The organism is Thiorhodococcus fuscus (genome assembly GCF_042682685.1).
In the GTDB taxonomy this organism is placed as follows: domain Bacteria; phylum Pseudomonadota; class Gammaproteobacteria; order Chromatiales; family Chromatiaceae; genus Imhoffiella; species Imhoffiella fuscus.
On record NZ_JBHUHX010000011.1, the window covers coordinates 20,364 to 46,775 of the forward strand.

Below are 26,412 nucleotides of genomic sequence, written 5' to 3' on the forward strand. Positions count from 1 at the left end.
TCTGGTTTGCCAGGGCGTTTTTGCGCACCAAGGGAGGCCATAACGCAAAAGGCCCCGGCGAATGCCGGGGCCTTTTGGTTTCAAGCAGCGGAATTTGGCGCGCCCGACAGGATTCGAACCTGTGACCCCTGCCTTCGGAGGGCAGTACTCTATCCAGCTGAGCTACGGGCGCCTTGGACGAATTATCGCGTCAGACTGCGCGGTCGTCAAAAGTAAGTTGCCAACTATACCTTAGATGGTCGGTTCGGTGTCGAGATTTTTGCAGTCAGTGGTCGCTCAGGAGTCCCTTCATCATGTGCAGATGGCTGAGTCCTCTGGCCTTGCGTTCCACGGGGGAGTCGTCCGGGGTGCGATCTCCCCAGTCCAGCGCGTCCTTGGGCAGCTCGTTGAGGAAGCGGCTCGGTTCGCTCGGTATCCATTCTCCGTAGCGTTTGCGCCGTCGGGTGAGTGTGAAGGTGAGTGTCTTGCGGGCCCGGGTGATGCCGACGTAGGCGAGACGGCGCTCTTCCTCGATGCTGTCCTCTTCGATGCTGGTGCGGTGGGGCAGCAGTTCCTCCTCCATGCCGACCAGGAAGACTTGAGGAAACTCCAGACCCTTGGCGGCGTGCAGCGTCATGAGGTGGACGCGGTCTCCGCCCGACTCCTCGTCCTGGCGGTCCAAGACGTCCATCAGCGTCAGGTGGTTGACCATGTCCGCCAGGCGTCTGTTCTGGAAATCCCCCTTGTGCAGTTTGCCGAGCCAGCCGATGAGGTCGGTGACGTTCTCGAACCGGCGATCGGCGACCGTCTGGCTGGAGGCGTTCTCGCGCAGCCAGCCCGCGTAGCCGATCGCGTCGACCAGATTGCGCAGGCCGCCGGAGGGATCCGCCTCGACGCTTTGGCGGTGCGTGTAGGTCAGGCGAACGAAGGCGCCGAGCCGGTCGCGTTGACGTTCTCCGAGATGCGCGTTCAGTCCCGCCTTCTCGCAGGCGGCCAGCAGGCTCGTTTCTGTTGCGCGCGCATACTCGGCCAGCCGCTCCAGGGTGGTCGGTCCGATCTCGCGGCGGGGCGTGTTTACGATCCGCAGGAAGGCGGCGTCGTCCTCCGGGTTCGCCAACAGGCGCAGATAGGCCATGATGTCCTTGATCTCGGTGCGCGCGAAGAAGGATGTCCCGCCGCTCAGGAAGTAGGGGATGTTGTATTCGCGCAGAACCTTCTCGAATTGACGGGCCTGATGATTGCCTCGATAGAGGATCGCCATGTCGCCGAACGGGGTGTTCTCGGCATATTTGAGATGGAGGATCTCGGAGGCGACCGTTTCGGCCTCGTGTGCCTCGTCCTTGCACTGGATCACGCGCGGCTTTTCGCCAGGTCCGTGCTCGCTCCAGAGCCGTTTCTCGAAGACGTGTGGGTTGTTGGCAATCAGGGTGTTGGCCAGTCCCAGGATACGCGCGGTCGAGCGGTAGTTCTGCTCCAGCATGATGACCTTGAGGGTCGGATAGTCATCCTTGAGTCGGATCAGATTCTCGGGGCGCGCGCCACGCCAGGCGTAGATGGACTGATCGTCGTCGCCCACCACGGTGAAGGCGCCCTCTGGGCCTGCGAGATGACGCACCAGTTCGTATTGGGCGCTGTTCGTATCCTGATATTCGTCGACCAAAAGGTAACGGATACGATCGCGCCAGTGGTGCAGCAGATCGGGCTGGGTGCGGAACAATTGGGCTGGCGTCAGGATGAGGTCGTCGAAATCGACCGCGTTGTAGGCCTTCAGGCTCCGTTCGTAGTCGGCGTAGAGCGCCGCGAGCCGCGCCTCGAAGTCGTCCTCCGCCTGGCTCATCGCCTGCGTTGGATCGATGAAGTCGTTCTTCCAGCGCGAGATACGGTGCTGGAGCGCCGGTGGGCCGATGGCCTCGGCATCCTGCGCGTGACGCAGGTGCTCCTTGATCAGCGCCTCCGAGTCCTGTGCGTCGAGGAGCGAAAAGCCTTGACGCAGTCCGGCGCGCTCGGGCTCCCGGCGCAGGATGTTCAGTCCCAGGGTGTGGAAGGTGGAGATGGTCAGGCCGCGCGTTTTGACACCGGTGAGCTGTTGACCCACGCGCTCGCGCATCTCGCGGGCCGCCTTGTTGGTGAAGGTGACGGCGCAGATGTGGCGCGGCGCGATCCCCTTGTGTCCGATGAGGTGGGCGATCTTCTGGGTGATGACGCGCGTCTTGCCCGAGCCGGCGCCGGCCAGAACCAGTAGCGGGCCGTCGGTGTAGCGAACGGCTTCGAGCTGTCGGGGATTGAGTCCGGACATCCAGTGGGGTGAGATTCGGTGGGGGGCGGTGCGACCGCAGGTGTTGGATTATGCCCGAGAACGCATGGCGATGCTTGGCGAGCAATCCGGCGACGTTCGTACTACCATGCGGGTCTGTCCTTCGCCACGCAATGGTGACCCTTGTGTTCAGCCGAGTTCTCATCATCCTGGTCCTGTCGGTCGCGTTCGGGACCCTCTATGCCCAAGACGAGGAAGCGCAGTCAGCAGAGAGCGAGTTTCTGCAGGCCCCGACCGTCGAACCTTCGCCTGTGACCGGGGATCCGGTCGAGCCTGATATCACCATCAAAGAGTCGGGAGACGAGGTGATCTACGAATATCGGGTGCGCGGCGTGCTCTATATGGTGAAGGTGCAGCCCCAGATCGGGCCGCCCTACTATTTCTATGACCTCAATGGGGACGGTAAGATTGATGCCGAGGATCGCTCGTCACGCAATACGTCCGTGCCTCAATGGATTCTCTTTCAATGGGATTGAGCGGCGTCTGGCCGTGACACGCGGCCTGCGCCGGCGCCTCTCGGCCGAACAGCAGTGCCGGATTCGGTCCGCTGCGGTCGAGAGCTGACGCGTCCTGGGATAGCGGGTCTGTAGAGGTCGAAGAGGCTGATCGCCTCTAGCCTCGCGGTCAGGTTACCGACCGTGGTTTGGCTGGCGGGTGTATCTCGACAGACATCTTGTCTCTGCGATACCGCTCGGTTGATTCGGCCGGCGGATACTCGGTTGTTGCCGGATGCCCCGGTCAGGCTCCGGCTATCCGTCCGGCATAGGCCCCGCTGTGACCCATCAGCTGGCCAGGCAGTTCGGTGAGTCGCACGAGCTGGACGAGATCCGGCTGCGGGTCGCGAAAGGTGACGCTGATTCCAGCGGCGTCGTGATGAGCCACGATGGCATCGACCGCCCAGTCGCGGCCCCCGGCCTGAAAGTCGAGCGTGACCATGGTTCCTTTCGGCAGGGTTAGGTTGCGAACCGCCAGATACATTCCCTGATCGGAGATATTGCGTCCCCGAGCGCTGAAGAAGCGCCGCTTGCGGTATTCGATGTGAACCTCGATGTCGGCGGGGCGGTGGCTGCCGTAACGGTGTTCGACGGTCATGATGGCGTTCTCCTGCAAGTCTCTCTACATTAGATGTCTTTCGGTGTCCGGCTAATGGTAGGCATCGATCTTGACCGCCCGATGCAGTCCATATGACCGAAATGTGAAGCTTCGGTGTCGATCCTGTCGACGCTGACCATGTCCTGCACGGCTTCCTGCTTCAGGCCGGCGAAAAAGGAGCAGCAGCTCACACCGTGTCGTTGCTGGCATCCTCTACTATGCAGGTTCGCAATCCCATGTGCTCGCCTCGGTCGTGGAATCCGGGTGCTGGCGCGTGGGGCCGAGTCCAACGGCTGTCATTGCCGTGCCGTTGCGATCCTCAGCCCGCACACAGGGGGACAGAAGGAGCATGCAGTTCGCGTTGAAGACCTACTATCGGCTGGAATTCCTTCCTGCCGTCGTGTCCTTCGTCGGCGAGATCGCCCGCTGTCTGGGGGCGACCTCGAAGGAGATCTCGGAGTTGTCGATGGCCTCGGAGGAGGCCGGCGCCTACATCATCGAGCGTTATCCGAACCAGGGTTCCGAAGAACAGTTCGAGGTGGTCTGCGAGGTGCTCGAGGACGGGCTGCGCATCGTCTTCAGCAACATGGGATTGCCCGTCGATCCGGGCGGACTGCCGAAATACGAGGTCACTCAGCCCGAAGAGACGATCGATGGTCTCGGACTCTTTCTCATCGAGAAACTGGTCGACCACTTCGAGTTCGTCAATCAGGGCCGCGCCGGCTGGCGCACGGTGCTGCTCAAGCGGCTCTCGAACCCCAAGGTCCTGACGGCACCGCTTGCGGGCGCGGACCAGGCCCCAGCGTCCAGCCGCGAGAAGCTGCAGGTCCGTCTGGCCGGTGTCGAGCACATCCCCGGTATCGTCGAACTGGCCTATCGCAACTACGGATACTCCTACAGCAAGGAGGTCTTCTATTATGCCGACCGCTTGCGGGATGCCATGGAGGACGGGCGCGTCATCTCCTATGTCGCGCTCAACCCCGAAGGGCAGGTGGTCGGACAGATGGCGATCCTGCGCGCCACTGGCGATGCCGAGGTGGCCGAATACGGCGCGCTCATGGTGCAGCCCGAGTACCGTCGCAGCATGGGGCTCCTGCAGCTCATCAAGGCGGTCGCGCGCACGACCAAGGGGGGCGATGATCGGGTTGCGGTCGGTGAGGCCAATCTGGTGACCACCCACACCCAATCACAGAAGGTCTGCAGTCTCTTCAACTTCAATCCGATGGCGCTGAAACTCTCGGTGCACGGCCGGGCGCGGTTCCTCAAGCTGGCCGAGGACGACGATGCCCAGCGCGAGACTCTATTGCATGCCGTCACCGTTACCCGTGACCTGCCCCCCGTTCAGCTCTTCGTCCCTCCGGCCCATGTCGAAATCAGTCGCCGATTGTTCGAGAACTCCGGGCTGTCCCTAGAGATTCCGGTCGAATCGCCTCCGCTCGCGGATCACACCGATCTGGCGGTCGAAACCCATGCCGAATCGGAACTGGCCGTGCTCTCGCTCAGGGTGACGGGCGAGGATTTCGCGAGCGTTCTGCGCCGACAGCTCTTCGACCAGGAATCCGACGGCATCAAGACCGTCTATGTCCGCTTTCCCGCCTGGCACGCGCTGCCCGAGACGCTGGAGGATGAGATGCGTCGTATGCGGCTCTTCTTCTGCGGCTGGGTGGTGGAGTCGCCAGATCGCTGGTGGTTGCTCTACACGCGACTCTATGCGCAGCGGTTCGATTTCGACCGTATTCAATTGTGCGATCCGGTTGCGATCGAACTCCAATCCTATGTCGAACGCTGTTACCAAGAGGCGATTTTTTCATGAAGAGCTCGGTTACGATGCACGGATGGATTCTCTATACCGGGAAGGAAGTGCGCGAGCTGACGCGCGCCTGCGAGGAGGCGGCGACGGCGGGAGTCGAACTGCAGGTGGTGGCGCCCAAGGAGGTGCAGCTGATCCTGGACCCGGACGAGCCGGCGCGCTTCTATCTCCGGGGCACCTCCGTTCCGGCCCCGATGTTCGCCATCGCCGCCTTCGTCGAGGAGGCGGACGACTACAACCTGGCCCTCCTGCAGCAACTGGAGACCCAGGGCGTCTTTTGCGTGAACCGGGCCGAGACCCTGAAGCGGACCGGCGACAAGCTGCTCACCCTGCAATTGCTCGCCGCGCGTGGCATCCCGGTTCCCAAGACCATTCTCGTGCGTCCAGACACCTCGCCCGAGTTCATCTGCGAACGTCTGGGCCTGCCGGTCGTGCTCAAGGTTCTGGATGGATCCAAGGGGCATGGCGTGACCCTGGTCCAGACTCGACAGGAGCTCGCCAGCCTGTTGGAGATGCTCGATGCGGCCGGGTGCCAGGCGGGGCTCCTGGCACAGGAATTCATCGCCGACAGTCGGGGCCGCGATCTGCGCGTACTGGTGATCGACGGTCAGCCGCGCACCTGCATGCTGCGCAGCAACCGTTCGGCCGACGGCTTCAAATCGAACGTCTCGGCCGGTGGCGGTGCGGACGCCTATCCGTTGAACGAGACGATCCTCGAACTCTCCAAGCGGGTGATCGAGGTCATGGGACTCGACATCGGCGGGATCGATCTGCTGTTCAAGGGCGATGGCTTCGTCGTCGGCGAGGCCAATTCCATCCCCGGCTTTCAGGGCATCGAGTCCTGTAGCGACATCAATGTCCCCGCCGAGATCCTCAAGAGCATCCGGCGCCGGCTCAAGGCGCGGATCGCCGAGCGCTATCAGATCCTGGCCTCTGAGACCCAGGGGCTGGATGACTGGCGGCTGAAGCAGGATCTGGAGCTGGTCCAGACCTTCATCGGCGCCTGTTCGCTGGTCGAGGAGACCCAGCAGCGGGTGCTGATGGACATCCTTCGGCAGGGTGCTCAGACCGAGTTCGGCCGTGCGAACGGTTTCGAGACGATCGATTCGATTGAGGCGTTTCGACAGGCCGTTCCCGTCTCCCAATGGGACGATTTCGAGCCCTATGCCAAGCGCATGGAGTTGGGGGAGGCCGATCTGCTGTTCTCCGGCCAGCCGACCCATTTCATCAGCACCAGCGGTACCACCGGACATTTCAAAAACATCCCGGAAAGCGCCTCTGGCGAATTGGCCAAGTCGCTGGTCAGCCGCGCCCGCACCGCGCTACTGATGAAGATGATGCCGGATCTGCTCGACGGCTATTTCATCCCGCTGTCCAACGTCGCCGTCATGGGCGAGACCGCCGGAGGCATTCCTTTCGGCTTTGCCTCCGGTCTCACGCTCGCCGGTGCGCCGCCGGAGATCCGGCGGCGACTGGCCTTTCCTCCCGAGGTATTGGGCGCGACCGATGCTGCTACGCTCGATTATCTGACCATGCGCTTCGCCGTCGCTCAGCCGTTGGTTCGACTGCTGGTCGGCAACAACCCGGGACGCATGACCGCGTTGCTGGAGGCCGCCGATCGGCGGCGCGACGAGATCATCACCGACATCGAGTGCGGCACCCTGTCCCAGAGTCTGGAGCTGGATGCGGAGTTGCGCCGTCAGTTGACGGGGTATCTGAGCCCGGACCCGGAGCGTGCCGCCGCGCTGCGCGGCATGCTGGCTGGGCGCGGCCGTTTGGAACCGCGCGACTACTGGCCGGGGCTCAAGATGATCTCCTGCTGGCTCGGTGGCACCATCGGGCGCTATCTGGAGGGACTGATCCCTTGGCTTCCCGAGGACGTGGTCTTCACCGACTGCGGGTACGGTGCCAGCGAGGGCAAGTTCAACGTCCCCATGCGTCCGGGCGCGCCCGAGGCGCCGCTGGCCATCTTCGGTTATTTCTTCGAGTTCCAGCCGGTGGCGGGCGGCGAGCCGCTGCTCGCCCATCAGCTTGAGGACGGGGCCGAATACGGCCTGATCGTCACCAGCTACTCCGGGCTCTACCGCTACGATCTGCACGACATCGTCAAGGTCAAGGGCTTCACTGGCGGCAATCCCAACATCCAGTTCCTGAGCAAGAGCCGCGATATCGCCAACCTGGCGGGCGAGAAGCTCGCCGGGGCGGTGATCTCGGACGTGGTGCGCCGCACCCTGGCCGAGCGCGATCTGCGCTGGCGGCATTTCTGCGTGGTCGCCGACAGCGGTGCGCACCGCTACGACTTCTGCATCGAGCCGGAAGGGGATGTCGCGCCCGACGCCGCATGGCTCGCCGCTATGGATGCCGCGCTCGCCGAGGCGTCCGATGGCTTCAAGCTGCTGCGCGAGCAGGGGCTCATCCAGGCGCCGCGACTGATCCTGATGGGCACGGGCTGGCTCGACCGGCTCTATGAGGGCCACCTGCGTCCGGGCGTCACTACCGCTCAGATCAAGCTGCCGCTGGTGTGCGACCAGATCCCGCTGCCCGATCTGATCGAGCGCCAGATCGAGCTGTGAGCCGCCGATGACCGACGCCATTCTCAAGCCGCGCGAGGCGAGCGGGCGCGCGCTGCTCATGCTGAGCGCCTATCTGATCCTGGTCACCGCCCTGGTTCGACTCGGTACCAGTCTCTATCTGCCAGCCCTGCCGGCGATGGCCGATGGGTTGGGGCTCTCGGCTCAGCACATGGCCGCGACCATGACCGTCTATCTGGTCGGGTTCGCGGTCGCCTCGATCTTTCTCGGACCGGTCTCAGACCATTGGGGGCGGAAACTGTTGCTCCAGGGGGGCGTGATCGCCTTTGGCGTGGGATCGCTGCTGTGCGCGCTGGCGCCCTCCTATGGGTTGCTCGTCAGCGGACGCATTCTGCAGTCCGTCGGCGGAGCCGCCGTGCAGGTGGGGTCGCGGGCCATGTCGCGCGATGCCTTCAGCGACGCGCAGATGATCAGCGTTCTCGGCTGGATCGGGGTCATCACCGGATTGGTTCCGGTGCTGGCGCCCATGCTCGGTGGTCTGCTGACCCAGTGGCTGGGGTGGCATTCCAACTTCTATCTGCTCGCGGCCGGCGCTGTGTTGGTGATGCTCTCGACGCGCGGGCTGGTCGGCGAGTCACTGCCGGCAGACAGGCGCACGCCCTTCAGGCTTGCCGAGACGTTGCGTGCCTACGGCGACATGCTCGTCTCGCCCGGCTTCATGCTGCCGACCATTCCCATCATGCTCTGCTTCGCGGTTCAGGGCGCCTATCTGGTCGCGGCGCCCTTCATCTTCATCCATGTCTTGAACATGAGCCCACTGGCGTTCGGATTCACCAGTCTCGCTCTGGTCGGCGGACTGCTGCTGGGGCGGCTCATCTGCATGGAAGCGCTCAAACGCTGGGGCGAGTATGGCGCCTTCCTGACCGGTGCCGGTGTGGCCTTGATTGGCGGGCTCTGCTCGCTCGGAGTCGTGCTTGCAGGTTCCATGTCCGTCGTCGCGATACTCGGCGCGTCCGCAGTGTTCTGCATCGGATTCGGCGCGCTGGTCCCGATCGGAATGAAGGCGGGGCTCTCGGTCTTTGCGGACCGGGTCGGGACCTCGTCGGCGCTTTACGGCTGTCTCACCCTGGGGGCGACCGCGCTCGGCAGCGGCGTGGTCGGCGGCATGCTGGAGCGCAGCGCGCGCGACATCGATCTGCTGTGTCTCGCGACCTTCATCGCCAGCGTTCTGATCCTGCTGTCCAGTCTGACCTGCCGTCGGGTCTTATCGAAGGCCGCTTGATGGCGGCTGCTGTTCGAGCGCCTTGTCGATCGCAGTGCGTAGCGCCTCGCGGGTGAAGGGTTTGGGCAGGGTCGTCCGCACGCCCATGAGGGCGGCCGATTCGAGGTTGAACTCCAGGCTGATGGAGCGCCGACCGCCCGAGACGGCGATGATTGGGATATCGTTGCCGTCTTGGTTCAGCTTCATGATGAACTCGATGCCGTCCATCTCGGGCATGAGGATATCGGTGATGATGAGCAGCGGACGTTCGCGCGCGACGTATGCCAACGCCTCCTGCCCGTTGCTGACGGCCTCGATCTCATAGCCTTCGCGGCGGACCATTTCGGCCATCATCGTCCGGAAGATTTCGTCATCGTCAACGATCAGAACCTTGCTCATTCGGGTGTCTCCCGCTGGCTGGATGGAGTGTGCCGAATCGGTGCAGCGTCCTCGCTCGCCTTGCCCTCCTGATGCAAACGGGGCAGATCGATCGTGAATCGCGTACCGGAACCGGGCTCGCTGGACACGCTGATCGATCCCCGCAGCTTGCCGACCAGTCCGTGGACCACGGAGAGCCCGAGACCGCTGCCCTTTCCGGGCTCCTTGGTCGTGAAGAAGGGGTCGAAGACCCGTTCCCGGACCTCTTGGTTCATGCCTTCGCCGTCGTCTTCGACCGTCAGTCTGACCAATGGGGCCAAGCTTGCTGGCGTGTGCAGTCCGATACCGACCTGGATCCGGCCAGGAGTGCTGCCGATGGCGGCGGCCGCATTGATACAGAGGTTCATGACGATCTGCTGGATCTGGCTCGGCTCGGCCAGCACCCAGGCCTCGCCGATCGAGGGTTCGAAGTCGAGTTGGACGTCGCGTGGGAGCGAGACCCGCACCAGATCCAACGTCTCTCGGGTGAGGGCGACCAGTTCGATTTCGATCGGATCGTCACCCATCTCTCGGGCGAATGTGAGCATGCGGGCGATCAGGTCGCGCGCCCGGAAGCTCGCCTGCTGGATGAACTCCAGATGTTGCTGTCCCACCGAATCGGGCGGTAGCTCATCGTTCAGCAATTCGCTGAATCCCAGGATGGCCCCCAGGATGTTGTTGAAATCGTGCGCGATACCGGCCGCGAGGGTGCCGATCGCCTCCAGGCGACGCGATTGCTCCAGACGGGCGTTCACGATTTCCTCGGATTGCCGCTCCAGCTGCTCGCGGAAGGCGAGGCTATAGGCCATGTAGGCCTCCATCAGCGGTGCCGTGATGAGGTCTGCGATCTGGCTCAGCGGCAGGTCCGGATGGGTTTGCGCCAGTTGGACCAGCGCCTCGTGATGCAGTTCGCCGACCTCCTCGAGCGGAATCTCGTTGGCGACCAGGCTGCGCCCCAGGTCGGCCGCGTCGGCCAATGCCGTCTCTGCCGCCAGCGGATCCTCGGCGAAGACCGCGCCTTGGAGCAGTTCGGCATAGCGCCGGATGAAATCCGGCGGCGATTTCGGCGCATTGGGTTCATTCATGGCGATAGATCAGGATACCTGCGTCATCCTGGTCGCGCGCCCAGCGCTCCAGCAGCTGTTCGGCCAGGGCGTCGGACGAGCGCGATGCGGTCAGGGATGCGCGGATGTCCGCGTCTTCCGGGATTCCATCGGAAAAGATGACCAGCCAGTCGCCCGCAGACAGCGGGAGACGTTCCGGGCGCAGCCCGGAGAAGCCGCCGCCGACGATGCCGCGTGCGCCGGGCAGGCGTCTGATCTGTCTCTGTCCGATCAGCAGCGTACGGACATTGCCCACGGCGGCATGCAGCAGGGCGTTTTCCTCGAACAGGACGTCGACGACCGCCAGTGCGGCCCCGCGCGACCCGATCAGCGTCCTGTCGCAGTCGGCGAACAGCTCGGCCAGGCCCGTCGGCCGCATGGTCGCCAGATGCTCGACGACCGTGGCGGCGGCCGCATGGGCCTCCTGACCGTGTCCCAGTCCGTCGGCCAAGGCCAGTCGCAGTCGGTCCGGATGCCTCCACCAGCCCGACTGGTCGCCGCACAGAGGCTCGCCTGGAAACGGGCGGACCGCCTGGCCAACCGAAACCTCGGTGCGATCGGCTGTGGGGCTCGATGGATTCAAGGCCATTTGATCGCCCTGACTCGGGTTCCGTGTCCGGGCCGCGAATCGATCTCGAAGGCGTCCATCAGGCGTTCGACACCGGGAAGACCGCACCCGAGACCGCCCGCCGTGCTGTAGCCCTCCGTGAGTGCCAGTGCGAGATCGGCGATCCCCGGTCCCGTGTCTTCCGCCACCAGTTCGATGCCTGGCGGCTCATCCAGATGACGTCCGGCAACGGAGGTGGCGCGCAGCCATCCGCCGCCGGCGTGGATCAGAAGATTGGTTGCCAGCTCGCTCGCTGCCGTCGCCAGGTAATAGGCCGGATTGCGGGCGAAGCCCATCCGTTCGGCCAGCCAGCGCACCTCGCGGCACGCGGCTGCGATGTCCGATTCGGTTTCGATCCAGGCGCAGACCGAGGCGAGCGAAGGCGGGGCCGAGGGAGTCGGGCCGGCCGGCCGTTCGGGGGACATGCTTTGGGGGGTGTCTCGATGGCGCATCATGTCGCTCGGTCTCGTCACCTGCCTTCGTTCACCGTGGCTTGCGCAGGATGATGCTGATGCGCGTATGACCCGGCTCGGATTCGATCTGGAATTCGTCGACCAGCCGGCGCGTTCCGGGCAGGCCGGCGCCCAGTCCGCCGCTGGTGCTGTAGCCGTCGGTCAGCGCCAGTGGGATGTCCGGGATTCCCGGGCCGCGATCCTCGACCTGGACCCGGATGCGCCGCGTCTGGCCGTCCGAGGCATCCTCGATCAGACAGACTCCCTCGCAGGCGTACTGAATGACGTTGCGCGTCAGCTCGGAGACGGCGGTGGCGAGGCGGGTCTGGTCCGCCTTGCCGAACCCGAGCCGCTCGCAGAGATCGCGGGTGGCGCGACGCGCCGTCACGATGTCTGCCGCCGACATCACGGGTATTCTGGCTTGGGCGCTGGCGAAGGATTCAGGCATCCTCGTCCTCGTCGAAGCGCGTATCGCCGCGTTTGGCGATGCGGTCCTTGAGGACCTCCAGACCCTGCTCCAGGTTGAAGGCGCAATCCGCGCCGAGCAGATCGCGTCCCATCTCGATCAGGGTCATGGCGACGAACGGTTGTACCCCGCAGATGACAGCCTCGGCACCCAGCAGTCGCACCATGCTGGCGGTGTCGTTGATGACACGCGCCATGTAGGAGTCGACCACGTCCAGGGCGGTGATGTCGATCGCGACACCCAGCGCCTCGGTTTCGGCCACGCGTTCGACCAGATCGGACTGGAACTGCATGGCGTCGCTGTCGGTGAGGTCGACCTGAATCGAGACCAGGAGGATGCGCCCCAGGCCCAGGATCGGGATCCTCATGGTTGCTGCCCCCTGATGGATGAGATGCTCTGGCCGGTCAGCTGAAGCGCCTCGGCGATGCCCGCGCGCAGCGTCGCGCGGCAGATGACATCGCCGAACCGGATCCCCAGTTTGGTGAGCGTCTGGGCGCCCTCGGGGCTGATGCCGGTCATGACGATCTGGGTGCCGAGCAGCCGGGCCGCGTCGATCGTCTTCATCAGGTGCTGGGCGACGCTGGTATCGATCACGGGGACGCCGGTGAGGTCGAGGATGGTGACTCGCGCCTCGTGACGGGCGATGGCCTCCAGCAGGCGTTCGGTGATCTGGCGCGCCCGAACCGTGTCGATGACGCCGACCAGCGGCAGCATCAGGATGCGGCCCCACAGTCGCAGCACCGGGGTCGAGAGCTCCAGCAGGGACACGCTTTGCTGGGTGATGAGATGCTCGCGGACATCTACGAAGGCGGTGAAGGTCAGGAGCGTCAGATTGTCGAAGACCCGTTCCAGCCACACCAGATCGGCCGCCGCATCCGCCGCCGGCTGGTCGGTCAGTCGCTCGGACAGCAGATGCTTGAGCGACAGCATGAGTCCGATCGTCTTGTTCGCCCCGCTGCCGATGCGCGCCTGCTCGGTCACGTACTGGTGCAGATGACTTGCCAGCGGCCCTTCCGGGTTCAGCTCGAAGTCGTCGGGAGGCGTCTGCTCGATCCTCGTGGCGATGTCTTCGAAGATCGCGCGTAGCCTCCGGCGGGATTCGTGAGGCAGGCTGTCGTATTGGCCGTCGCCTCCCCAGATGGATTGGGCGTGCTGCAGCCAGGCATCGAGCAGCTCGTCGCGGTGATCGCGAAGCAGATCTTTCAATGGGGTCGCCATCTTTCGGGGTCTCCTCCTCAGAGATTCTCCGGGTTGGCCGTGCAGATCGCGAGCCTTTCGGTCTCGCTACGCCATTCTAAACCCCGTCCATTGCGAGACGTGGATTATTTAGGTCCGGCGGAGGTCGGCCGAGCCGATATCTTCGATCGCACCCTTTCGTGTTTCAGGCTCAGAAGAGCTCGATCCGAGGGGCGGACGCGTCATTCGCCTTGGGGGCCCCGGTCAACTGGGCATGGTTGGATTCGTCCAGCAGATAGTTCTCGAACATCTCCTTCAGATGGTCGGCGAGATCGGAGCCGATGACGTCCTCGGCCGAGATCAGGCCGGCGCGCCGCTCCAACGCCGAACGTACCCGTCCCAGGCGCTGGCCGACGACGTCCTGGTATTGCAGCAGCCCCAGGATGTCCGCGATCTGGTTGGCCAGCCCCGTGTTGTGATGTGTCACCACCGAGAATAGTGTCTTGTAGAACTGACGCATGTCCTCGTAGTTGTCCTTGAGCCGCTGGATGGATTCGACCGCGCTGATCGCCTGCGCGAGCTGTTCTCCCGAGCCGTCGAGCAGCGAGAGCTGCAGGTCGTGCTCCACGGCTCCGAGCGCCTGGTTGAGTCCGGCCTCGATGGTGTTCGCCGCCTCGGCCGCATGATTGGCGAGTGCCCGTACCTCGCCCGCGACCACGGCGAAACCGCGCCCGGCCTCGCCCGCGCGCGCGGCCTCGATCGCCGCGTTCAGTGCGAGCAGATTGGTCTGCTTGCTGATCTGCTTGATGGAGGTTGCCATCCCTTCGAGTTGGCGGATGTCGTCGAGTACCGCCTGGATGGCCGACATGTCGGCCTTGATCTTTGTCGGCAGGTCCTGAACGAACACCGCTATCTGAGCGATGTCGTCCATGCGGTTCTCGATATTCCTCCCCATGCCTTCGACGTGGAACGTCGAGCTGTGCAGATATTCGAGCAACTGCGTTGCGGCGCTGTTGAGCTGAGTCGTGCGCTCGATAACGGTGAGGGTGTAGGATTCGGTTTCGGCGACCGCTGCGTCTATCCGTTCGCCGATGGCCTGGTCCTGTACGCTCACCAGCTTCAGTGCCTGCCTATTGGCTTGATGCAGGCCTTCGATCTGGTCCATGTTATTGCTACAGGCATCCCATGTTTGACTCATGACGCTATTGGTGCGGATGTTGAAGCGGTAGAAGACAAGCCCAGCGACGAAATTCGTCACGAGCAGCGCGCCGCCCACCAGTATGGCTTGGGCCAGGGCTTCATTCACTCCGAAATCTTGCGCATGGGCTTCGAGCCAGTTGTGACTCATGTATAGCAGGGTCGTGAGCACCAGGGTGCCGACCAGGGTCATAAGGATCATGGTGCGGCGGAGGACCTTGGCCTGCTCCAGGCTCGCGTCGATCATCGCCTGCCGTTGTTTGTGAATGGGCATGGATCGCAGTCTCAGGCGCCTGGCAGCACTTGCTTGATGACCTTCACCAGCTCCGCTCCGCCCACCGGCTTGACCAGCCATCCGGTCGCCCCCAGCTTCTTGGCCTCGTCGCGCTTGGCCTGCTGGCTCTCCGTCGTGAGTGCCAGGATGGGGATGAAGCGCAGCCCGGGCAGTGCGCGGGCGTTGCGGATGAAGTCGATACCGCCCATGTTCGGCATATTGATGTCGGTCAGGATCAGGTCCGGCTTGATCCCGCCCTTGAGCTTGGTCATCGCCTGAACGCCGTCGCCTGCGGTTTCCACCTTGAATCCGGACATCTCCAGGCTGGCCTTGAGGCTCATCACCATGGTTGCCGAATCGTCGACGACCAGTATCAGTTTCGACATGGATACTTCCTCATTGGGTCAATGCCGCCTTCAGCCAATCGGCGAGCGCGCCGTTCTTCGGCCAGGCCGATATCTTGGGCCTGGCCGCCATCAGCACTTGAAGATTAGCGGCATGTAGATGGGTGCATGCGGAGAGATTCACCCGTCCGCGCGGATGCTTGATCAGCCATTCGAGCAGGGTCTCGGCATCCTCGACGCCGAGCAGGTCGTGGGCGACCACGGTGGTCTTCTTGAATTCGAGCGCCATCAGATCAGCTCCCTCGGGTTGAACACCAGGAGCACGGAGCCGTCTCCCAGCAGCGCCGAGCCGGCATAGCCGGTGAGTCCGCCCAGGAAGCCGGCGAGCGGCTTGAGGATGATGTCGATCGTCTCGCGGCAGTCGTCGACGACGATCCCCAGGTATTCCTGATCGATTCGCACCACCAGTACGGCAAGTTCATCGTCGTCGTTGGCGATCTGCTCCGCGTCGAGCGCCAGGAGGTCGTTGAGCGCCAGCAATGGGATCAGGCGCCCGCGCAGCATGGTGGTCCGGCGGCGTTTGATGGTGCGGATGTCGCTCCGCGCCACCCGTACTGTTTCGGCCACTGCGTCCATCGGCACGCCGAAGCGCTGTCCGGCGGACTCGACGATCATGACGTTGGTCACGGCCATCGAGAGCGGCAGCGAGAGTCTCAGGGTGGTGCCCCGGTCGACCTGACTGCGCAGGTCGATGGTGCCGTTGACCCGGGCGATGGCGTTGCGGACCACGTCCATGCCGACACCGCGTCCCGAGAGGTCGGAGACCTGCTCGGCGGTCGAGAATCCGGCGGCGAACACCAGATTGATCGCCTCCTGGTCGGTCAGCCGTTCCAGTTCGGCTTCGTCGATCAGGCCGCGCTCGTAGGCTTTGCGCCGGATGCGGTCCGGGTCGATGCCGCGCCCGTCGTCGGCGATCTCGATCAGCACCCGGTCGGATTCCTGGCGCGCCTGGATGCTCAGGCGTCCCTCTCTCGGCTTGCCCGCCGCCAGACGCGCCTCGGGCGTCTCCAATCCATGGTCCAGGCTGTTGCGCACCATGTGCACCAGAGGATCGGCCAGCGCCTCGATGATGTTCTTGTCCGCCTCGGTCGACTCGCCCTCCATCACCAGCCGCACCTCCTTGCCGAGCTTGTGGGCGATGTCGCGCACCAGGCGCGGGAAGCGCTGGAATACAAAGGAGACCGGCATCATGCGCACCTGCATGATGGCGTCCTGCATTTCCTCGGCGATCCGGTTGATGACGCTGTACTGCGCCTTGATCTCGCGGGCCAGTTCGCGCACGCCGAACACTTCCTCGGCGCGTCCGGCCAGATAGGGGAGGGCGTTTTTGGCGACCACCATCTCGCCGATCAGATTCATGAGCCGGTCGACCTTGACCTGATCGACCTTTAGGGTGCGCGGACTGGTCAGCTGATCCTCGGCCCGCCGGCCGAAGCGGATCGATTCCTCGGGGTCGCTGCTGCTGATACTGGTGGGGGCCTCCTCGGCCGGATCGGGCGCAATCTCTGCCTGGCCCGCGTTGCCGTCCGGAGTGTCGGCGTACTCGACATGGTGCTCGAGATGCCTGTCCCCGAGCCAGTTCAGCAGCGGGGCCGGGGAGCGCGCCTCGATGGCCGACTGCAGTGCGAGCTCCAGCCTGTCGATCTCGGAGGTGCGGCCGACGCTGGCGAAGGCGGCGGACAGACTCGCGGCGACCGCGCGCAGCCGGCCGCCGAGCCAGGGTGGCGTATCGGTCAGCGCCAGGATCTCGCGCTGCGCCTCCAGCACCACGTTGAAGGACCATTCCGCCTCGGCGCTGAAGGGGCGATCACTCGTCGGGGAGGGGGCGCCCGGCTTGCGGGGCGTGCCGGTCAGGTGTCCCCGCGACAGCGGCTCGATCCGAACCTGATCCGGCACGTAGCGGAAATGCTCGGTGAGCCGTTCGGGCGTGGCGTCGAGAATGGCCTCGAAGCGCAGCACGCAGCGATAGGCGTCGAGCTCGGCGAGTGGCGGCCAATCCTCGCGCGATTCCAGCCGGCGCCACAGCGGATCGCCTAGCTGCAGCATCAGGTGAACCGGGTCCTCGCCCTTGAAGAAACATTCCTCCTCGGGTTCGTAGCGCAGCCAGCAGAGCGTCTCGCCGGCGTCGAGACGGCGGATCAGATCCGCGCGCAGCGGTTCCGGAAGGTCTTCTGGATCCAGTACGGAGGGGTGTTCGCCGGGTGCTCCGGCTCCGGGCACGATGTCCGGCGACGCGGATGGTTCGGACGTATCGGCGGCAGCGATCTCGATTGGATCCTCTGCGTCCGTGCCAGGCGCCCGATTCTGAAGCAGGGACTTCAGCGCCTCGCCGAGCCTGAGCGCATCGTTCGCGTGATGGGCGGTGCTGGGCGGGGTGTCGCCCGGGACCTCGGCGATCTCGTCGATCAGGGTCGCGACGAAATCCATCGCCTCCAGCAGGCAGTCCGCCAGGGTGCGGTCGAAGGGGATGCGGCCGTCGCGCACCGCGTCCATCAAGTCCTCGGCGGCGTGCAGGACCCGGGTCATCTCCGGGAGATCGAAGAGCCCGCTGTTGCCCTTGAGGGTGTGGACCAGGCGGAACAGCTCGCCCATGAGCGCGGTATCGTCCGGGGCCTCCTCCAGCTGCAGCAGCTGCTCGCCGATGGATTGGAGGAAATCGCGTCCTTCGGAGAGGAATTGGTCGAGCAATGGATTCATGATGTCCGCCCCTCGCCGGTGGGCGTCATACCGAGCAGGGTATGGACGTGCGACAGCAGCCGCTCAGGCCGGACCGGCTTGACCAGATAGAGATTGGCGCCGGTCAGGTAGGCCAGCTTCTGGTCGTTGGCCCCCGCCTCGGTGGAGACCATGATGGCCGGCGCCTGGGGCAGGTCCTTGGCGCGCAGCTCGCGCAGAAAGCCGTAGCCGTCCAGCTTGGGCATGTTGATGTCGACCAGATAGAGATCGAAGGTGCCCTCGGCCACGCGTTCCAGCGCCTCGATGCCGTTGACCGCCTCGGTCACCTCGAGTCCGGCCGACTCCAAGATGCCGCGATGATAGAGCCGGACCGTCGCGGCATCGTCGATCACGAGGATCCGTTTCATCGCGCCTCCCATGGTTTCTGATACACGATGGCCTCGGGGAACTTGCGTACTCGGAACAGCGAGGAGATGCGGCTCATGGACTCGGAATGGCCGAGACAGACGAAGCCGCCCGGATTGAGTGCGTCATAGAAAGACTCCGCAGCCTGCTTGCGCGACAGGTCGTCGAAATAGATCAGCAGGTTGCGGCAAAAGATGACGTCGAAATGCCGGTATCGGCGCATCTCGGCCGTGTCCGTGATGTTCACCCGGGTGAACTCCACGGCCTCGCGCAGCGAGTCGTCGATCCGATACCGGTCGCCGTCGTGGGTGAAATATTTGTGGCGCAGGCTGGCCGGAACCTGCTGCAGCGAGCGTTGGCTGTAATGTCCGCGCCGTGCCTGGGCGAGCGTGTCGGTATCGATGTCGGAGGAGATGATCTCGACATCCAGCTCGGCGATGCGCGGCCAGTGTTCGAGCAGATAGATGGCGATGCCGTAAGGCTCCTCGCCCGAGGCGGAGGGGACCGACCAGATGCGGATCGGCGACGTCTCGTCTCGGCGGTGCGCGACCAGCTCCTCCAGCATGGAGTCGACCAGGCAGCGGAACTGGTATTCCTCGCGGAAGAAATAGGTCTCGTTGACCGTCATGGCGTTGATGAGCGTCTGCAGCTCCTCGCCCGATGCCTGGAAGCGCATCATGGTGAAGTAACTGCGGAAGCTCTGGTGGTCGGTCGCCTTCATGCGGTCCAGCAGACGCTTGTCGACGAAATAGCGCTTGCTGTCCTCGAAGAGGATCCCGGTCTTGCGATAGAAGAACTCCCGGAAGGTCCGGAAATTCTCTTCGCTGATCGATGTCGGCTCTGCCATGTCGTGGTCAGTCGGCGCCGATGCGCTTGAGTGCCAGGTCTGCGGCGAATTGGATGTAGGGCTCGTTCGCGAAGCGTGCCTTCAACGCCTGCAGCGCCGGTGCGGCGCGCTCGGAACCCACTTCGCCGAGCAGATCGACCGCCGTGGCGCAGACGTTGACGTGCGCGTCCTCGGTGATGACCCGGATCAGCCAGTCCTCGACGCGCGGATGGCGCAGCGACTCCAGCACGTCGACGGCGAATATGCGTACGTCCGGATCCGGATCCACCAGCAATTGACCCATCAGCGGTGCGACCTCGTCGGGAAGCTGTTTCATCGCCTCGATCGCGGCGTTGCGCAGCATGGCGTCCTCGCTGCGCAGGCAGTGGGTCAGTCCCGCGACCGCGATCTCGTCGCCGAGACGCGTCAGGCTGGTCAGGATCACCTGGGTGACGCTCGGCTCGCTCTCGACGCGCAGCCGTTCCACCAGTCCCTGTGAGGCATCCAGGTGCTCGGCCAGGTCGCGTGCCGCCCAGCGTCGCGCCATGGGGTCGGCATCGTGCAAAGCGGCCAACAATCCTGGGAGATCTCTGGCCAGACGGCGCTCGTCGCTGCTGGTGGTGGATGCCTGCTGCGGTTTCTTCAATCCCATGCCTTGGGTCTCCAGGGGTGGTCGGTTGCGCCTTGGTGTCTCGTCTTCATTGCGAGCCAGCCCGGCCGCAGTATGGCGGCTCCTCCAGTCCTCGCGGTCGCCGATGCCGCACTCACCGTTCGGCCCAGATCTGGATCTGGTCCGCGATTCGTTCGACCGGCATGACGAGATTCGCCCCGCCGCGCTGGATCAGCTCTGCGGGCATACCAAAGACGACCGCAGTTTCCTCGGATTCCGCGATGGTGCGCGCACCCAGGCGTTTCAGCTCGGTGAAGGCCTCGGCGCCGTCGTTCCCCATGCCGGTGAGCATCACTGCGATGACGTTGGCCGGATCGCAGTGCTCGATGGCCGAGCGTCCCAGCAGCTCGACCGAGGGATGCCAGAGATAGCTCGGATCCTCGGGGCGCATCAGCGCCGTCAGCCGGCCCCCGCGCCGCGCGATCACCATGTCCGCGCCGCCTCGTCCGATGTAGATGTTGCCCGGCTCGATCGGTGTCGGGCGGCTGACCTCCGAGACCGAGAGCCGACAGATCGAGTCCATGCGCTCCGCGAAGGGGCGGGTGAAGCTCATTGGCATGTGCTGGGCCACCAGCACCGGCCAGGGAAAATCCGCCGCCAGCCTGGGGAGAATGTCCTCCAGGGTGCGCGGTCCACCGGTCGAGACGCCGATGAGCACCAGGCCGTCGCCGCGTGTGCCGGTGCGGCGGATGCCCGTGTCGCTCCGTTCCGCACGCTCGGTCCGGGGCGCGCGGCTCGGGGCGCTGCCGCGGATGCGCGCCGCCAGTCCGCGCGTGGTGCGGATCCGGGCGCGGGCTGCGGCCCGCACCTTGGCAATAACCTCGGCTTCGATCTGCACCATCGACAGGGAGATGGTGCCGTCCGGCTTGGGGATATAGTCCACTGCGCCCAGGTTGAGCGCCTCCAGGGTCGCCATCGCCCCCTTCTCGGTGAGCGAGGACACCATCACCACCGGCACCGGGCGCTCCGCCATCAGTAGCGACAGCGCAGTGAGTCCGTCCATCTCCGGCATGTTGATGTCGAGCGTGACCACGTCCGGCTCGAACTCGGTGTTCTCCTCCACCGCCTCGCGTCCGTTGCGCGCGAGGCGGATCTCGAAATCGCCCTCGGCTTGGAAGATGGTGTTGAGCTGACGGCGCATCAGGGCTGAGTCGTCGACGATCAGCAGCTTGATCAAGGTTGCTCCCCCTTGCGAAGGCCGGCGATCAGGGCAGAACCTTGCCCAGGGATTCCAGATCCTGGCGCTGATCCTTGGCGATGAGCCGCGACGGATCGATGAGCTGGATCATGCGATTGTGCCGCTCCAGGTTGGCGACCCGGGCGATCAGTTCCGCTTGCTCGGGCGAGAGCTGGGGGGCCGGCTCGATGGTGCTGCGCGGGATCTTGAGCACCTCGGCCACCGAGTCGACGATGAACCCGGTGCGCACCCCCTCGAGCAGGAACACCATGATGCGCTGGCGGTCGTTGCGCTCGACCGGCGGAAGGCCGAGCCGGCGGCGCTGATCGACCACCGGAAGGACCGAGCCGCGCAGATTGATGACGCCCTCGACGAAGCTTGGCGCCTTGGGCACCCGGGTCAGTTCCTCGGGGACGCGCACGATTTCCTGCACGCTCTCGATCGGCACCCCGAACTCCTCCTTGCCGAGCCGGAACACCACCAACTGCTCCTCGTCGTCTTCCTCGTCGCGTGAGAATTCATCGTCCAGTCCGAGTTTCTCCTGCATGTCCTCCACGCTCGTCAGCGCCTCCCGTATGGATGAATCGCGAAAGAGATTGTCGGTCGAGAGGATCGACACCAGGCGGCGTCCCTCGTCGAGCTGACAGATCTCGCCGATGTCCGAGAGATCGCCGTGGCGCGCCAGCAGCTTGGGCATGGCCTCGACCTCCGACTTGGGCACCCGCAGCACCTCGTTGACGCAGTCCATCGCCAGACCCACCGCGATCTCGCCGAGCTGCACCACCAGGATGCGGCTGCGCTCGTCGGCGTCGCGCGCCGGCAGACCGAAGAGACAGCGCAGCGACACCAGCGGCAGCAGACGGTTGCGCAGCGTCATCAGACCCAGTACGTGGACCTCCGCGCGCGGAACCTGAACCACCTGCTCCGGGAACTGGACTATCTCCTGGACGCTCTCGATCGGGATGGCGTATTCCTGTTCGGCGACCTCGAAGCTGACCAGCTGCAGCTCGTCGCTGGACTCGTCCTCGTCGTTGTCCTCCTGGGCGTCGATCCCCGACAGGGCGGCCGCGCTGGTGCGCGCCAGGGTGGCGATGGTGGCGAACTCGGTGTCGATCAGACGCTCGAAATCCAGCACCATCACCATGGGGAAACCGCCGACGTCCTTGAGCAGCCCGGACAGCAGATCGGTCTTGACCGTCGCGGTCAGGCCGTCCACGCCCTCGATGCGCGACGGCTCGACCCCGATCACGCTGCTGACGCGGTCGACGACGAAGCCGAGCGGCTGGCCGAGATCGATCACCAGCGCCCGACTGGCGTCGTCGTCTTCGCGCTCGTCGAAGCCGAACAGACGGCGCAGGCTGATGATGGGCAGCACCTTGCCGCGCAGATTGGCCAGCCCCTCCAGGGTCGACGGCGCCAGCGGCACCCGCACCACCTCCGGGACCCGGATGATCTCCTGGACCGGTGCCATGTCGACCGCGAACACCTCGCTGCCGCAGACGAAGATCACGAACTGACGGATGTCGCTGTCCTGCTCCGTCACGGCATCCTCCGCGCCGGCCGCGTTCGCCGGTCGCGAGGTTTCGACCTCTGTATTGGTCATGAGTGTCTCCCGCGCAAGGGCGATGGATCTCAGGCGCTCTGCAGCTCGTCGGCGAGCGAGGCGATCTCTTCGATCGCCGCCGCCAGTTCCTCGGCACCCTGAGACTGCTGCTTCGCCGCCGTGGCGGCCTCGTTCGAGGCCTGTTCTGCCTCCTGCGCGGCGGAGGCGATTTGATCGACTCCGGTCTTGACCTGAGCGATGGCGGAGGCGATCTCGCCGGCCGCCGCCTCGATCTCGGCGGTGCCCTTGGCGACGTACCCGACGTCGGCCTCGATGGTCTCCAGTCCGCTGGTGATCGATTTGGCCTTTTCGGCTTCGGCGGCGGCTGCGGAGATGATCTCCTCGAGGTCGCGCCAGACCACGCCGATCTGGTCCTGGACCGCCTTCACCAGATCCTTGATGCGGTCGGCGTTCTCGGCCGAATCGTGGGCCAGGTTGCGAATGTCGGTCGCCACCACCACGAAGCCCTTGCCGAACTCGCCGGCGCGTGCCGCCTCGATCGAGCCGTTGACGGCCAACATGTTGGTCTGGATGGAAACGGTGGTGATGGCGTCGACGATCTTGTCGATGCGTCGCGAGACCAGCTCCAGGTCCTTGATCTGCTTGAGACTGGAGCGCGAGGCGCCGACCGACACGGAGACGCCCTGGATGAGCGCGTCGATGGCGGTCTTGTTGGTCGTCAGCAGCCTGCGGATCGCCCCGACCTTTTCTCCCGATGCGCGGGTGCGCTCGAGCGCGATCTCCAGCCCCTTCTCGATCTGCGAGATGGCCGCTGCGGATTCCTCGGTGGAAGACGCCTGGACCTGGGCGCTCTTACGGATCTGCTCGATGGCCGCCATGATCTGGTCGGACGAGCGGTTGATCTCCTGCACGGCGGACGAGAGCTGCTCGGCCGCCGAGGCGACCTCCTCGGCGCTCTTGGCGATGTCGGTGGAATTCTTGAGATCCTCGGCCAGCTCGGAGAGGTTCTGCGCGGCCTGCTCGCACTCGGCCAGGGCCTGGGTCTGCTCGGCCACCGTCTTGGCCGACTCCTCGGAAGCGGCGGACTGCTCCTCGGCCGCTGCAGCGATCTCCTCCGTTCCCTTCAGCGCCTGCCCTGCGGCCGTGTTGGACTGCTGGGCACCATTCGCGATCTCCTGGATGCCGTTCGTCACCTCGATGGCGTCGATGCGGATCTGATCGAGCTGCAGGGTGATCGTCTTGCCGTTCTCGACCTCGGTTTGGACCTTGGTCGCCGAGGTGTTGATGCCGTCCGAGATGATCTTGACCTCGGTTTGGATCTGGCCGACCAGATCTTGGATCTGCTTGGCGCTCTTCTCGGAGGTCTCGGCGAGGGTGCGGACCTCATCGGCTACCACCGCGAACCCCTTGCCGTGCTTGCCGGCGCGCGCCGCCTCGATCGCCGCGTTGAGGGCGAGCAGGTTGGTCTGGTCGGCGATGCGGGCGACCGCCTTGACGATGTCGCCGATGTTGGCCGCCTGCTGCTCCAGTTCGGCCACCGTCTTGACCGACTCGGACTGGCGCTGCGCCGCGATCCCCACGTTGGTGATGAGTCCGTCCACGTCGCCGCTGACCTTGGCGATCAGAATTTGGGAGGCCTCGACCTTGGTCTGGGAGAGCTTGGCGCTGTCGAGCTGGCGCGTCAGCGCGCTGTCGACCAGCTTGAAGGCGGCCAGCGATTCTTGTGCTGCCCCGGATGCCTGCTCGGCGCCGGTCGCGATCTGATCGGCGGCGCGCTTGAGCTCCTCCGCCGCCGAGGCGGCCTCGTTGATACCAGAGGACAGCTGGGCGGTCGCCGAGGCCACCCGCTCGGCGGCTTGCTGCTGCTTCGCCAGCGTGCGCGCCCGCTTGCGCTGCGCCTCGGCCTCGCGCGATGTCGCGGCATTCGAGCGAGCCTCTCCGATCGCGCCCGAGGTGGAGGTAGAGGGTTTCTTGACGAGAGCCATGGCGATGTCCTGCGCTATATGGTGGGGGAATGCCCTATCGGCGGGCGGGGGCTGGCGGCATGTCGGTGGCCGATATTCATGTTGGTGCAATAGTCCGATTACAAGGCCGAATCGTGTGTGATTCCGTTCGCTTTCGTGGTGCGGCTTCGATCGACGTTAAATGGTTTGTGATTGCGGTCTCAAAACCCTACGGATACCAATCGTGCGGATATTCGGTGTATAGGGTGTGGTCCCGGGCGTGTATGCACCAATATAGTCCGCCGAACACGGATCGCCTGCCAGCGTTTCGGGTTGGCTGCAGGTTCGCTGGCGCTACGGGGATGCCGTCAGGGGAGCGCTCAGGGCGGCCACCAGACCGTCAGGATCCTCGACGCTCACCTGCAACTCGCGTAGGCGTACCGGAAATCCCATGACAGAGCCGCGTTGTGCGGGTTTCAGATCGAGCGTCAGGATGCCTCGCCCGGAACCGTTCACCAGCCAGCGACCGGCGAAGCCATGCACCCCTCGGCTCAAGGGGCTTTTGCGTAGCGGCGCGACCGAGGTGATCGCCGTTCTTGGAACGCGGGCGCTGAAGGCCCAACCCATGCGCACCTCGACCAGATCGCCGCTTATGGACACATAGCACGCCGATGGGGGCAGCAGCAGGAGCGTCGAGAGAAATTCGTACCAGCCATCGAAGCGAATGAAGAATTGCGTGTGCGTCATGTCGCGAGCCACCTGTGTTTCACGTCGGATTGGAAAACCCGAGCGGCCATCGGAAGGGGGTCAGCCATGCCCGGTTTGAGCAACTGCTCGGCGTCGAACCGATAGGATTCCGATGATCGCCAAACAGGCCAGACCGATGGTCGCCGGGAAGAGAATTGTCGTGACTGAATGATGCTCCAGTGCCAGCACTACGAGCCCGTTGCGCACAGCCATCAGCGCAAAGAATAGGACGGATTCGCTCCGAGGCGCTGCATACGCCTTCCTGAGCGTCGGTCCGAAACCGAGCAGATCGACTCCGGTCAGAATCACCACAGCCCACAGCGGATCCGAGGTCGCGTACCAGAACGGGAGCGAGGACAGCGCGGCCAGGAACAGGACCCAATCTACGCGACTGATGGAGACATCCGCTCGCCTGATCCAGGCCAGGGCCGCGATCGTCAGGGTGAAGAGCCCCGAGATCCCGATCGGCCAGGCGCCGACCCCGCCCTCCGCTGCGATTTGGGCGAGGAAGACCACGCAGGTCGTGAGGCCCCAGATGAACCAGGAGAAGACGTGCGGTCGCACACTGCCCCGCAGAATCCCCATCAGATATGGCAGAAAGGCCAGACAGGTCAGCGCGATCGCCGCTGCGCTGAGGATTTCGCGATAGAGTTGAATGATGGTGGACGGCATCTCCGACGGCCTTCTAGCCGGGTCCGACTCGACCTGGACGCCTGGTCGGTTCCCAAACCCGGAGCCTCGCGGGTTCCGTGACTGTTCGACGCAGAATGAGCCTGAGTGGGATCAGCGTATCGAGCGTTTCTTGCGCGGCTTCTTCGGCTTGGGCTCCGGCAGTTCGCGACTCGTCGCCAGCACCACCTCAACCAGCGATTCGGCATCGTCGAGCCGATCCGTGACTAGGAAATGCGGCTTGGCTCCCGGATAGGGTGGCGATTCCTCCGGTTCACCGAGGATTGCCCGCCCGGCTGCCGTCGGCTTGACGAACAGCTGATTGTCGCAAATCAGGGCGACCACCTTTCCCGCGTGATACAGGGCGAATTCGCCGAACATCTTGCGGAAAGAAACATCGCCCGCCGCACGCAGCTGATCGCAGACGTATGCGACGAAACTGAGATCCGATGCCATGCCGATACTCCCGTCCCGTTCGCGGAGGGTTCTGTTGTTGAGATTGTACTCGACGTCTTCTTTCGGCATCTCGTATGCGTGAACGTCTATCCGCTCAATATATCGCGATGGTCGCTCTATGATCTTATTGTCCGAAGCAGGGTTAAAACCACCGCCTTTAGGCGGTCAGATTTATCTTTGAAGCCTTTTGCAAGGT

General features: G+C 64.5%; 26 protein-coding genes and 1 tRNA gene. 4 read left to right on the forward strand and 23 right to left on the reverse strand.

The genetic code is table 11. The annotated features are described in order from the left end of the window. Positions 1-95: 95 nt before the first annotated feature. Together ACFSJC_RS05850 and ACFSJC_RS05855 are read right to left on the reverse strand one after the other, a co-directional pair. A tRNA-Arg gene (locus tag ACFSJC_RS05850) sits at positions 96-172 on the reverse strand. 93 nt (positions 173-265) lie between these two features. Next, a complete protein-coding gene (locus ACFSJC_RS05855; RefSeq protein WP_386024549.1) occupies positions 266-2,275 on the reverse strand; it encodes a UvrD-helicase domain-containing protein in 2,010 nt (669 codons plus the stop codon). Between the two features lie 143 nt (positions 2,276-2,418). Between ACFSJC_RS05855 and ACFSJC_RS05860 the strand changes: the two genes are divergently transcribed. Further along, entirely contained in the window at positions 2,419-2,769 is a 351-nt protein-coding gene (locus ACFSJC_RS05860; protein WP_386024552.1) for a DUF2782 domain-containing protein, read from the forward strand. Positions 2,770-3,031: 262 nt separating this feature from the next. Here ACFSJC_RS05860 and ACFSJC_RS05865 read toward each other — a convergent pair whose 3' ends face one another. Beyond that, complete coding sequence (locus ACFSJC_RS05865) at positions 3,032-3,385, reverse strand: PilZ domain-containing protein (RefSeq protein ID WP_386024555.1); 354 nt, start codon at positions 3,383-3,385, stop codon at positions 3,032-3,034. Between the two features lie 349 nt (positions 3,386-3,734). Here ACFSJC_RS05865 and ACFSJC_RS05870 point away from each other — a divergent pair, with 349 nt between their 5' ends. From ACFSJC_RS05870 to ACFSJC_RS05880, 3 genes are read left to right on the forward strand one after another with little or no spacing between them, the layout of a single operon-like run. After that, on the forward strand, positions 3,735-5,198 hold the full coding sequence (locus tag ACFSJC_RS05870) for an ATP-binding protein (RefSeq protein WP_386024558.1): 1,464 nt from the start codon (positions 3,735-3,737) through the stop codon (positions 5,196-5,198). Positions 5,199-5,212: 14 nt separating this feature from the next. Further along, entirely contained in the window at positions 5,213-7,768 is a 2,556-nt protein-coding gene (locus tag ACFSJC_RS05875) for a RimK family alpha-L-glutamate ligase (protein WP_386024560.1), read from the forward strand. A gap of 7 nt (positions 7,769-7,775) precedes the next feature. Next, entirely contained in the window at positions 7,776-9,008 is a 1,233-nt protein-coding gene (locus tag ACFSJC_RS05880; RefSeq protein WP_386024563.1) for a Bcr/CflA family efflux MFS transporter, read from the forward strand. Here the strand turns inward: ACFSJC_RS05880 and ACFSJC_RS05885 are convergent. The 20 genes from ACFSJC_RS05885 to ACFSJC_RS05980 form a co-directional block, all read right to left on the reverse strand. After that, a complete protein-coding gene (locus tag ACFSJC_RS05885; RefSeq protein WP_386024566.1) occupies positions 8,991-9,386 on the reverse strand; it encodes a response regulator in 396 nt (131 codons plus the stop codon). The genes ACFSJC_RS05880 and ACFSJC_RS05885 overlap by 18 nt on opposite strands. Next, the gene (locus ACFSJC_RS05890; protein ID WP_386024568.1) at positions 9,383-10,489 is read right to left on the reverse strand and encodes a sensor histidine kinase; all 1,107 of its coding nucleotides are present in this window, start codon (positions 10,487-10,489) and stop codon (positions 9,383-9,385) included. The genes ACFSJC_RS05885 and ACFSJC_RS05890 overlap by 4 nt, the downstream gene beginning before the upstream one ends. Continuing rightward, positions 10,482-11,096, reverse strand: coding sequence for a SpoIIE family protein phosphatase (locus ACFSJC_RS05895; RefSeq protein WP_386024571.1), 615 nt, complete (start codon positions 11,094-11,096; stop codon positions 10,482-10,484). The genes ACFSJC_RS05890 and ACFSJC_RS05895 overlap by 8 nt, the downstream gene beginning before the upstream one ends. Continuing rightward, entirely contained in the window at positions 11,087-11,569 is a 483-nt protein-coding gene (locus tag ACFSJC_RS05900) for an anti-sigma regulatory factor (protein ID WP_386024574.1), read from the reverse strand. The genes ACFSJC_RS05895 and ACFSJC_RS05900 overlap by 10 nt, the downstream gene beginning before the upstream one ends. A 28-nt stretch (positions 11,570-11,597) precedes the next feature. Then, positions 11,598-12,014, reverse strand: a complete 417-nt coding sequence (locus tag ACFSJC_RS05905; protein WP_386024577.1) for an anti-sigma regulatory factor — start codon at positions 12,012-12,014, stop codon at positions 11,598-11,600. Then, positions 12,007-12,399 carry an STAS domain-containing protein gene (locus ACFSJC_RS05910; RefSeq protein ID WP_386024580.1) on the reverse strand — a complete coding sequence of 131 codons (393 nt, stop codon included), beginning with the start codon at positions 12,397-12,399 and terminating at the stop codon, positions 12,007-12,009. Before ACFSJC_RS05910 ends, ACFSJC_RS05905 begins: the two co-directional genes overlap by 8 nt. Further along, positions 12,396-13,250, reverse strand: a complete 855-nt coding sequence (locus ACFSJC_RS05915; RefSeq protein WP_386024582.1) for an STAS domain-containing protein — start codon at positions 13,248-13,250, stop codon at positions 12,396-12,398. Before ACFSJC_RS05915 ends, ACFSJC_RS05910 begins: the two co-directional genes overlap by 4 nt. Before the next feature lie 169 nt (positions 13,251-13,419). Further along, positions 13,420-14,679 carry a methyl-accepting chemotaxis protein gene (locus ACFSJC_RS05920; RefSeq protein WP_386024585.1) on the reverse strand — a complete coding sequence of 420 codons (1,260 nt, stop codon included), beginning with the start codon at positions 14,677-14,679 and terminating at the stop codon, positions 13,420-13,422. A gap of 11 nt (positions 14,680-14,690) precedes the next feature. Next, the gene (locus tag ACFSJC_RS05925) at positions 14,691-15,065 is read right to left on the reverse strand and encodes a response regulator (protein ID WP_386024587.1); all 375 of its coding nucleotides are present in this window, start codon (positions 15,063-15,065) and stop codon (positions 14,691-14,693) included. Positions 15,066-15,075: 10 nt separating this feature from the next. Then, positions 15,076-15,312: a hypothetical protein gene (locus ACFSJC_RS05930; protein ID WP_386024589.1), complete on the reverse strand. Its 237-nt coding sequence runs from the start codon at positions 15,310-15,312 to the stop codon at positions 15,076-15,078. Further along, positions 15,312-17,780: a chemotaxis protein CheA gene (locus ACFSJC_RS05935; protein ID WP_386024592.1), complete on the reverse strand. Its 2,469-nt coding sequence runs from the start codon at positions 17,778-17,780 to the stop codon at positions 15,312-15,314. Before ACFSJC_RS05935 ends, ACFSJC_RS05930 begins: the two co-directional genes overlap by 1 nt. After that, a complete protein-coding gene (locus ACFSJC_RS05940) occupies positions 17,777-18,166 on the reverse strand; it encodes a response regulator (protein WP_386024595.1) in 390 nt (129 codons plus the stop codon). The genes ACFSJC_RS05935 and ACFSJC_RS05940 overlap by 4 nt, the downstream gene beginning before the upstream one ends. Further along, positions 18,163-19,011 (reverse strand): CheR family methyltransferase, encoded by an 849-nt coding sequence (locus ACFSJC_RS05945; protein ID WP_386024598.1) that lies wholly within the window; start codon positions 19,009-19,011, stop codon positions 18,163-18,165. Before ACFSJC_RS05945 ends, ACFSJC_RS05940 begins: the two co-directional genes overlap by 4 nt. A gap of 7 nt (positions 19,012-19,018) precedes the next feature. Continuing rightward, positions 19,019-19,642, reverse strand: coding sequence for a HEAT repeat domain-containing protein (locus ACFSJC_RS05950; RefSeq protein ID WP_386024601.1), 624 nt, complete (start codon positions 19,640-19,642; stop codon positions 19,019-19,021). A 112-nt stretch (positions 19,643-19,754) separates the two neighbouring features. Then, positions 19,755-20,837, reverse strand: coding sequence for a chemotaxis-specific protein-glutamate methyltransferase CheB (gene cheB, locus ACFSJC_RS05955; RefSeq protein ID WP_386024603.1), 1,083 nt, complete (start codon positions 20,835-20,837; stop codon positions 19,755-19,757). A gap of 28 nt (positions 20,838-20,865) precedes the next feature. Continuing rightward, positions 20,866-22,440, reverse strand: coding sequence for a chemotaxis protein CheW (locus ACFSJC_RS05960; RefSeq protein WP_386024606.1), 1,575 nt, complete (start codon positions 22,438-22,440; stop codon positions 20,866-20,868). Between the two features lie 29 nt (positions 22,441-22,469). After that, the gene (locus tag ACFSJC_RS05965; protein WP_386024609.1) at positions 22,470-24,386 is read right to left on the reverse strand and encodes a methyl-accepting chemotaxis protein; all 1,917 of its coding nucleotides are present in this window, start codon (positions 24,384-24,386) and stop codon (positions 22,470-22,472) included. A 312-nt stretch (positions 24,387-24,698) separates the two neighbouring features. After that, a complete protein-coding gene (locus ACFSJC_RS05970; protein ID WP_386024612.1) occupies positions 24,699-25,091 on the reverse strand; it encodes a hypothetical protein in 393 nt (130 codons plus the stop codon). A 60-nt stretch (positions 25,092-25,151) separates the two neighbouring features. Continuing rightward, the gene (locus tag ACFSJC_RS05975; RefSeq protein ID WP_386024614.1) at positions 25,152-25,763 is read right to left on the reverse strand and encodes a hypothetical protein; all 612 of its coding nucleotides are present in this window, start codon (positions 25,761-25,763) and stop codon (positions 25,152-25,154) included. A 111-nt stretch (positions 25,764-25,874) separates the two neighbouring features. Further along, positions 25,875-26,285, reverse strand: a complete 411-nt coding sequence (locus tag ACFSJC_RS05980; RefSeq protein WP_386024617.1) for a TfoX/Sxy family protein — start codon at positions 26,283-26,285, stop codon at positions 25,875-25,877. Between the last annotated feature and the right edge of the window lie 127 nt (positions 26,286-26,412).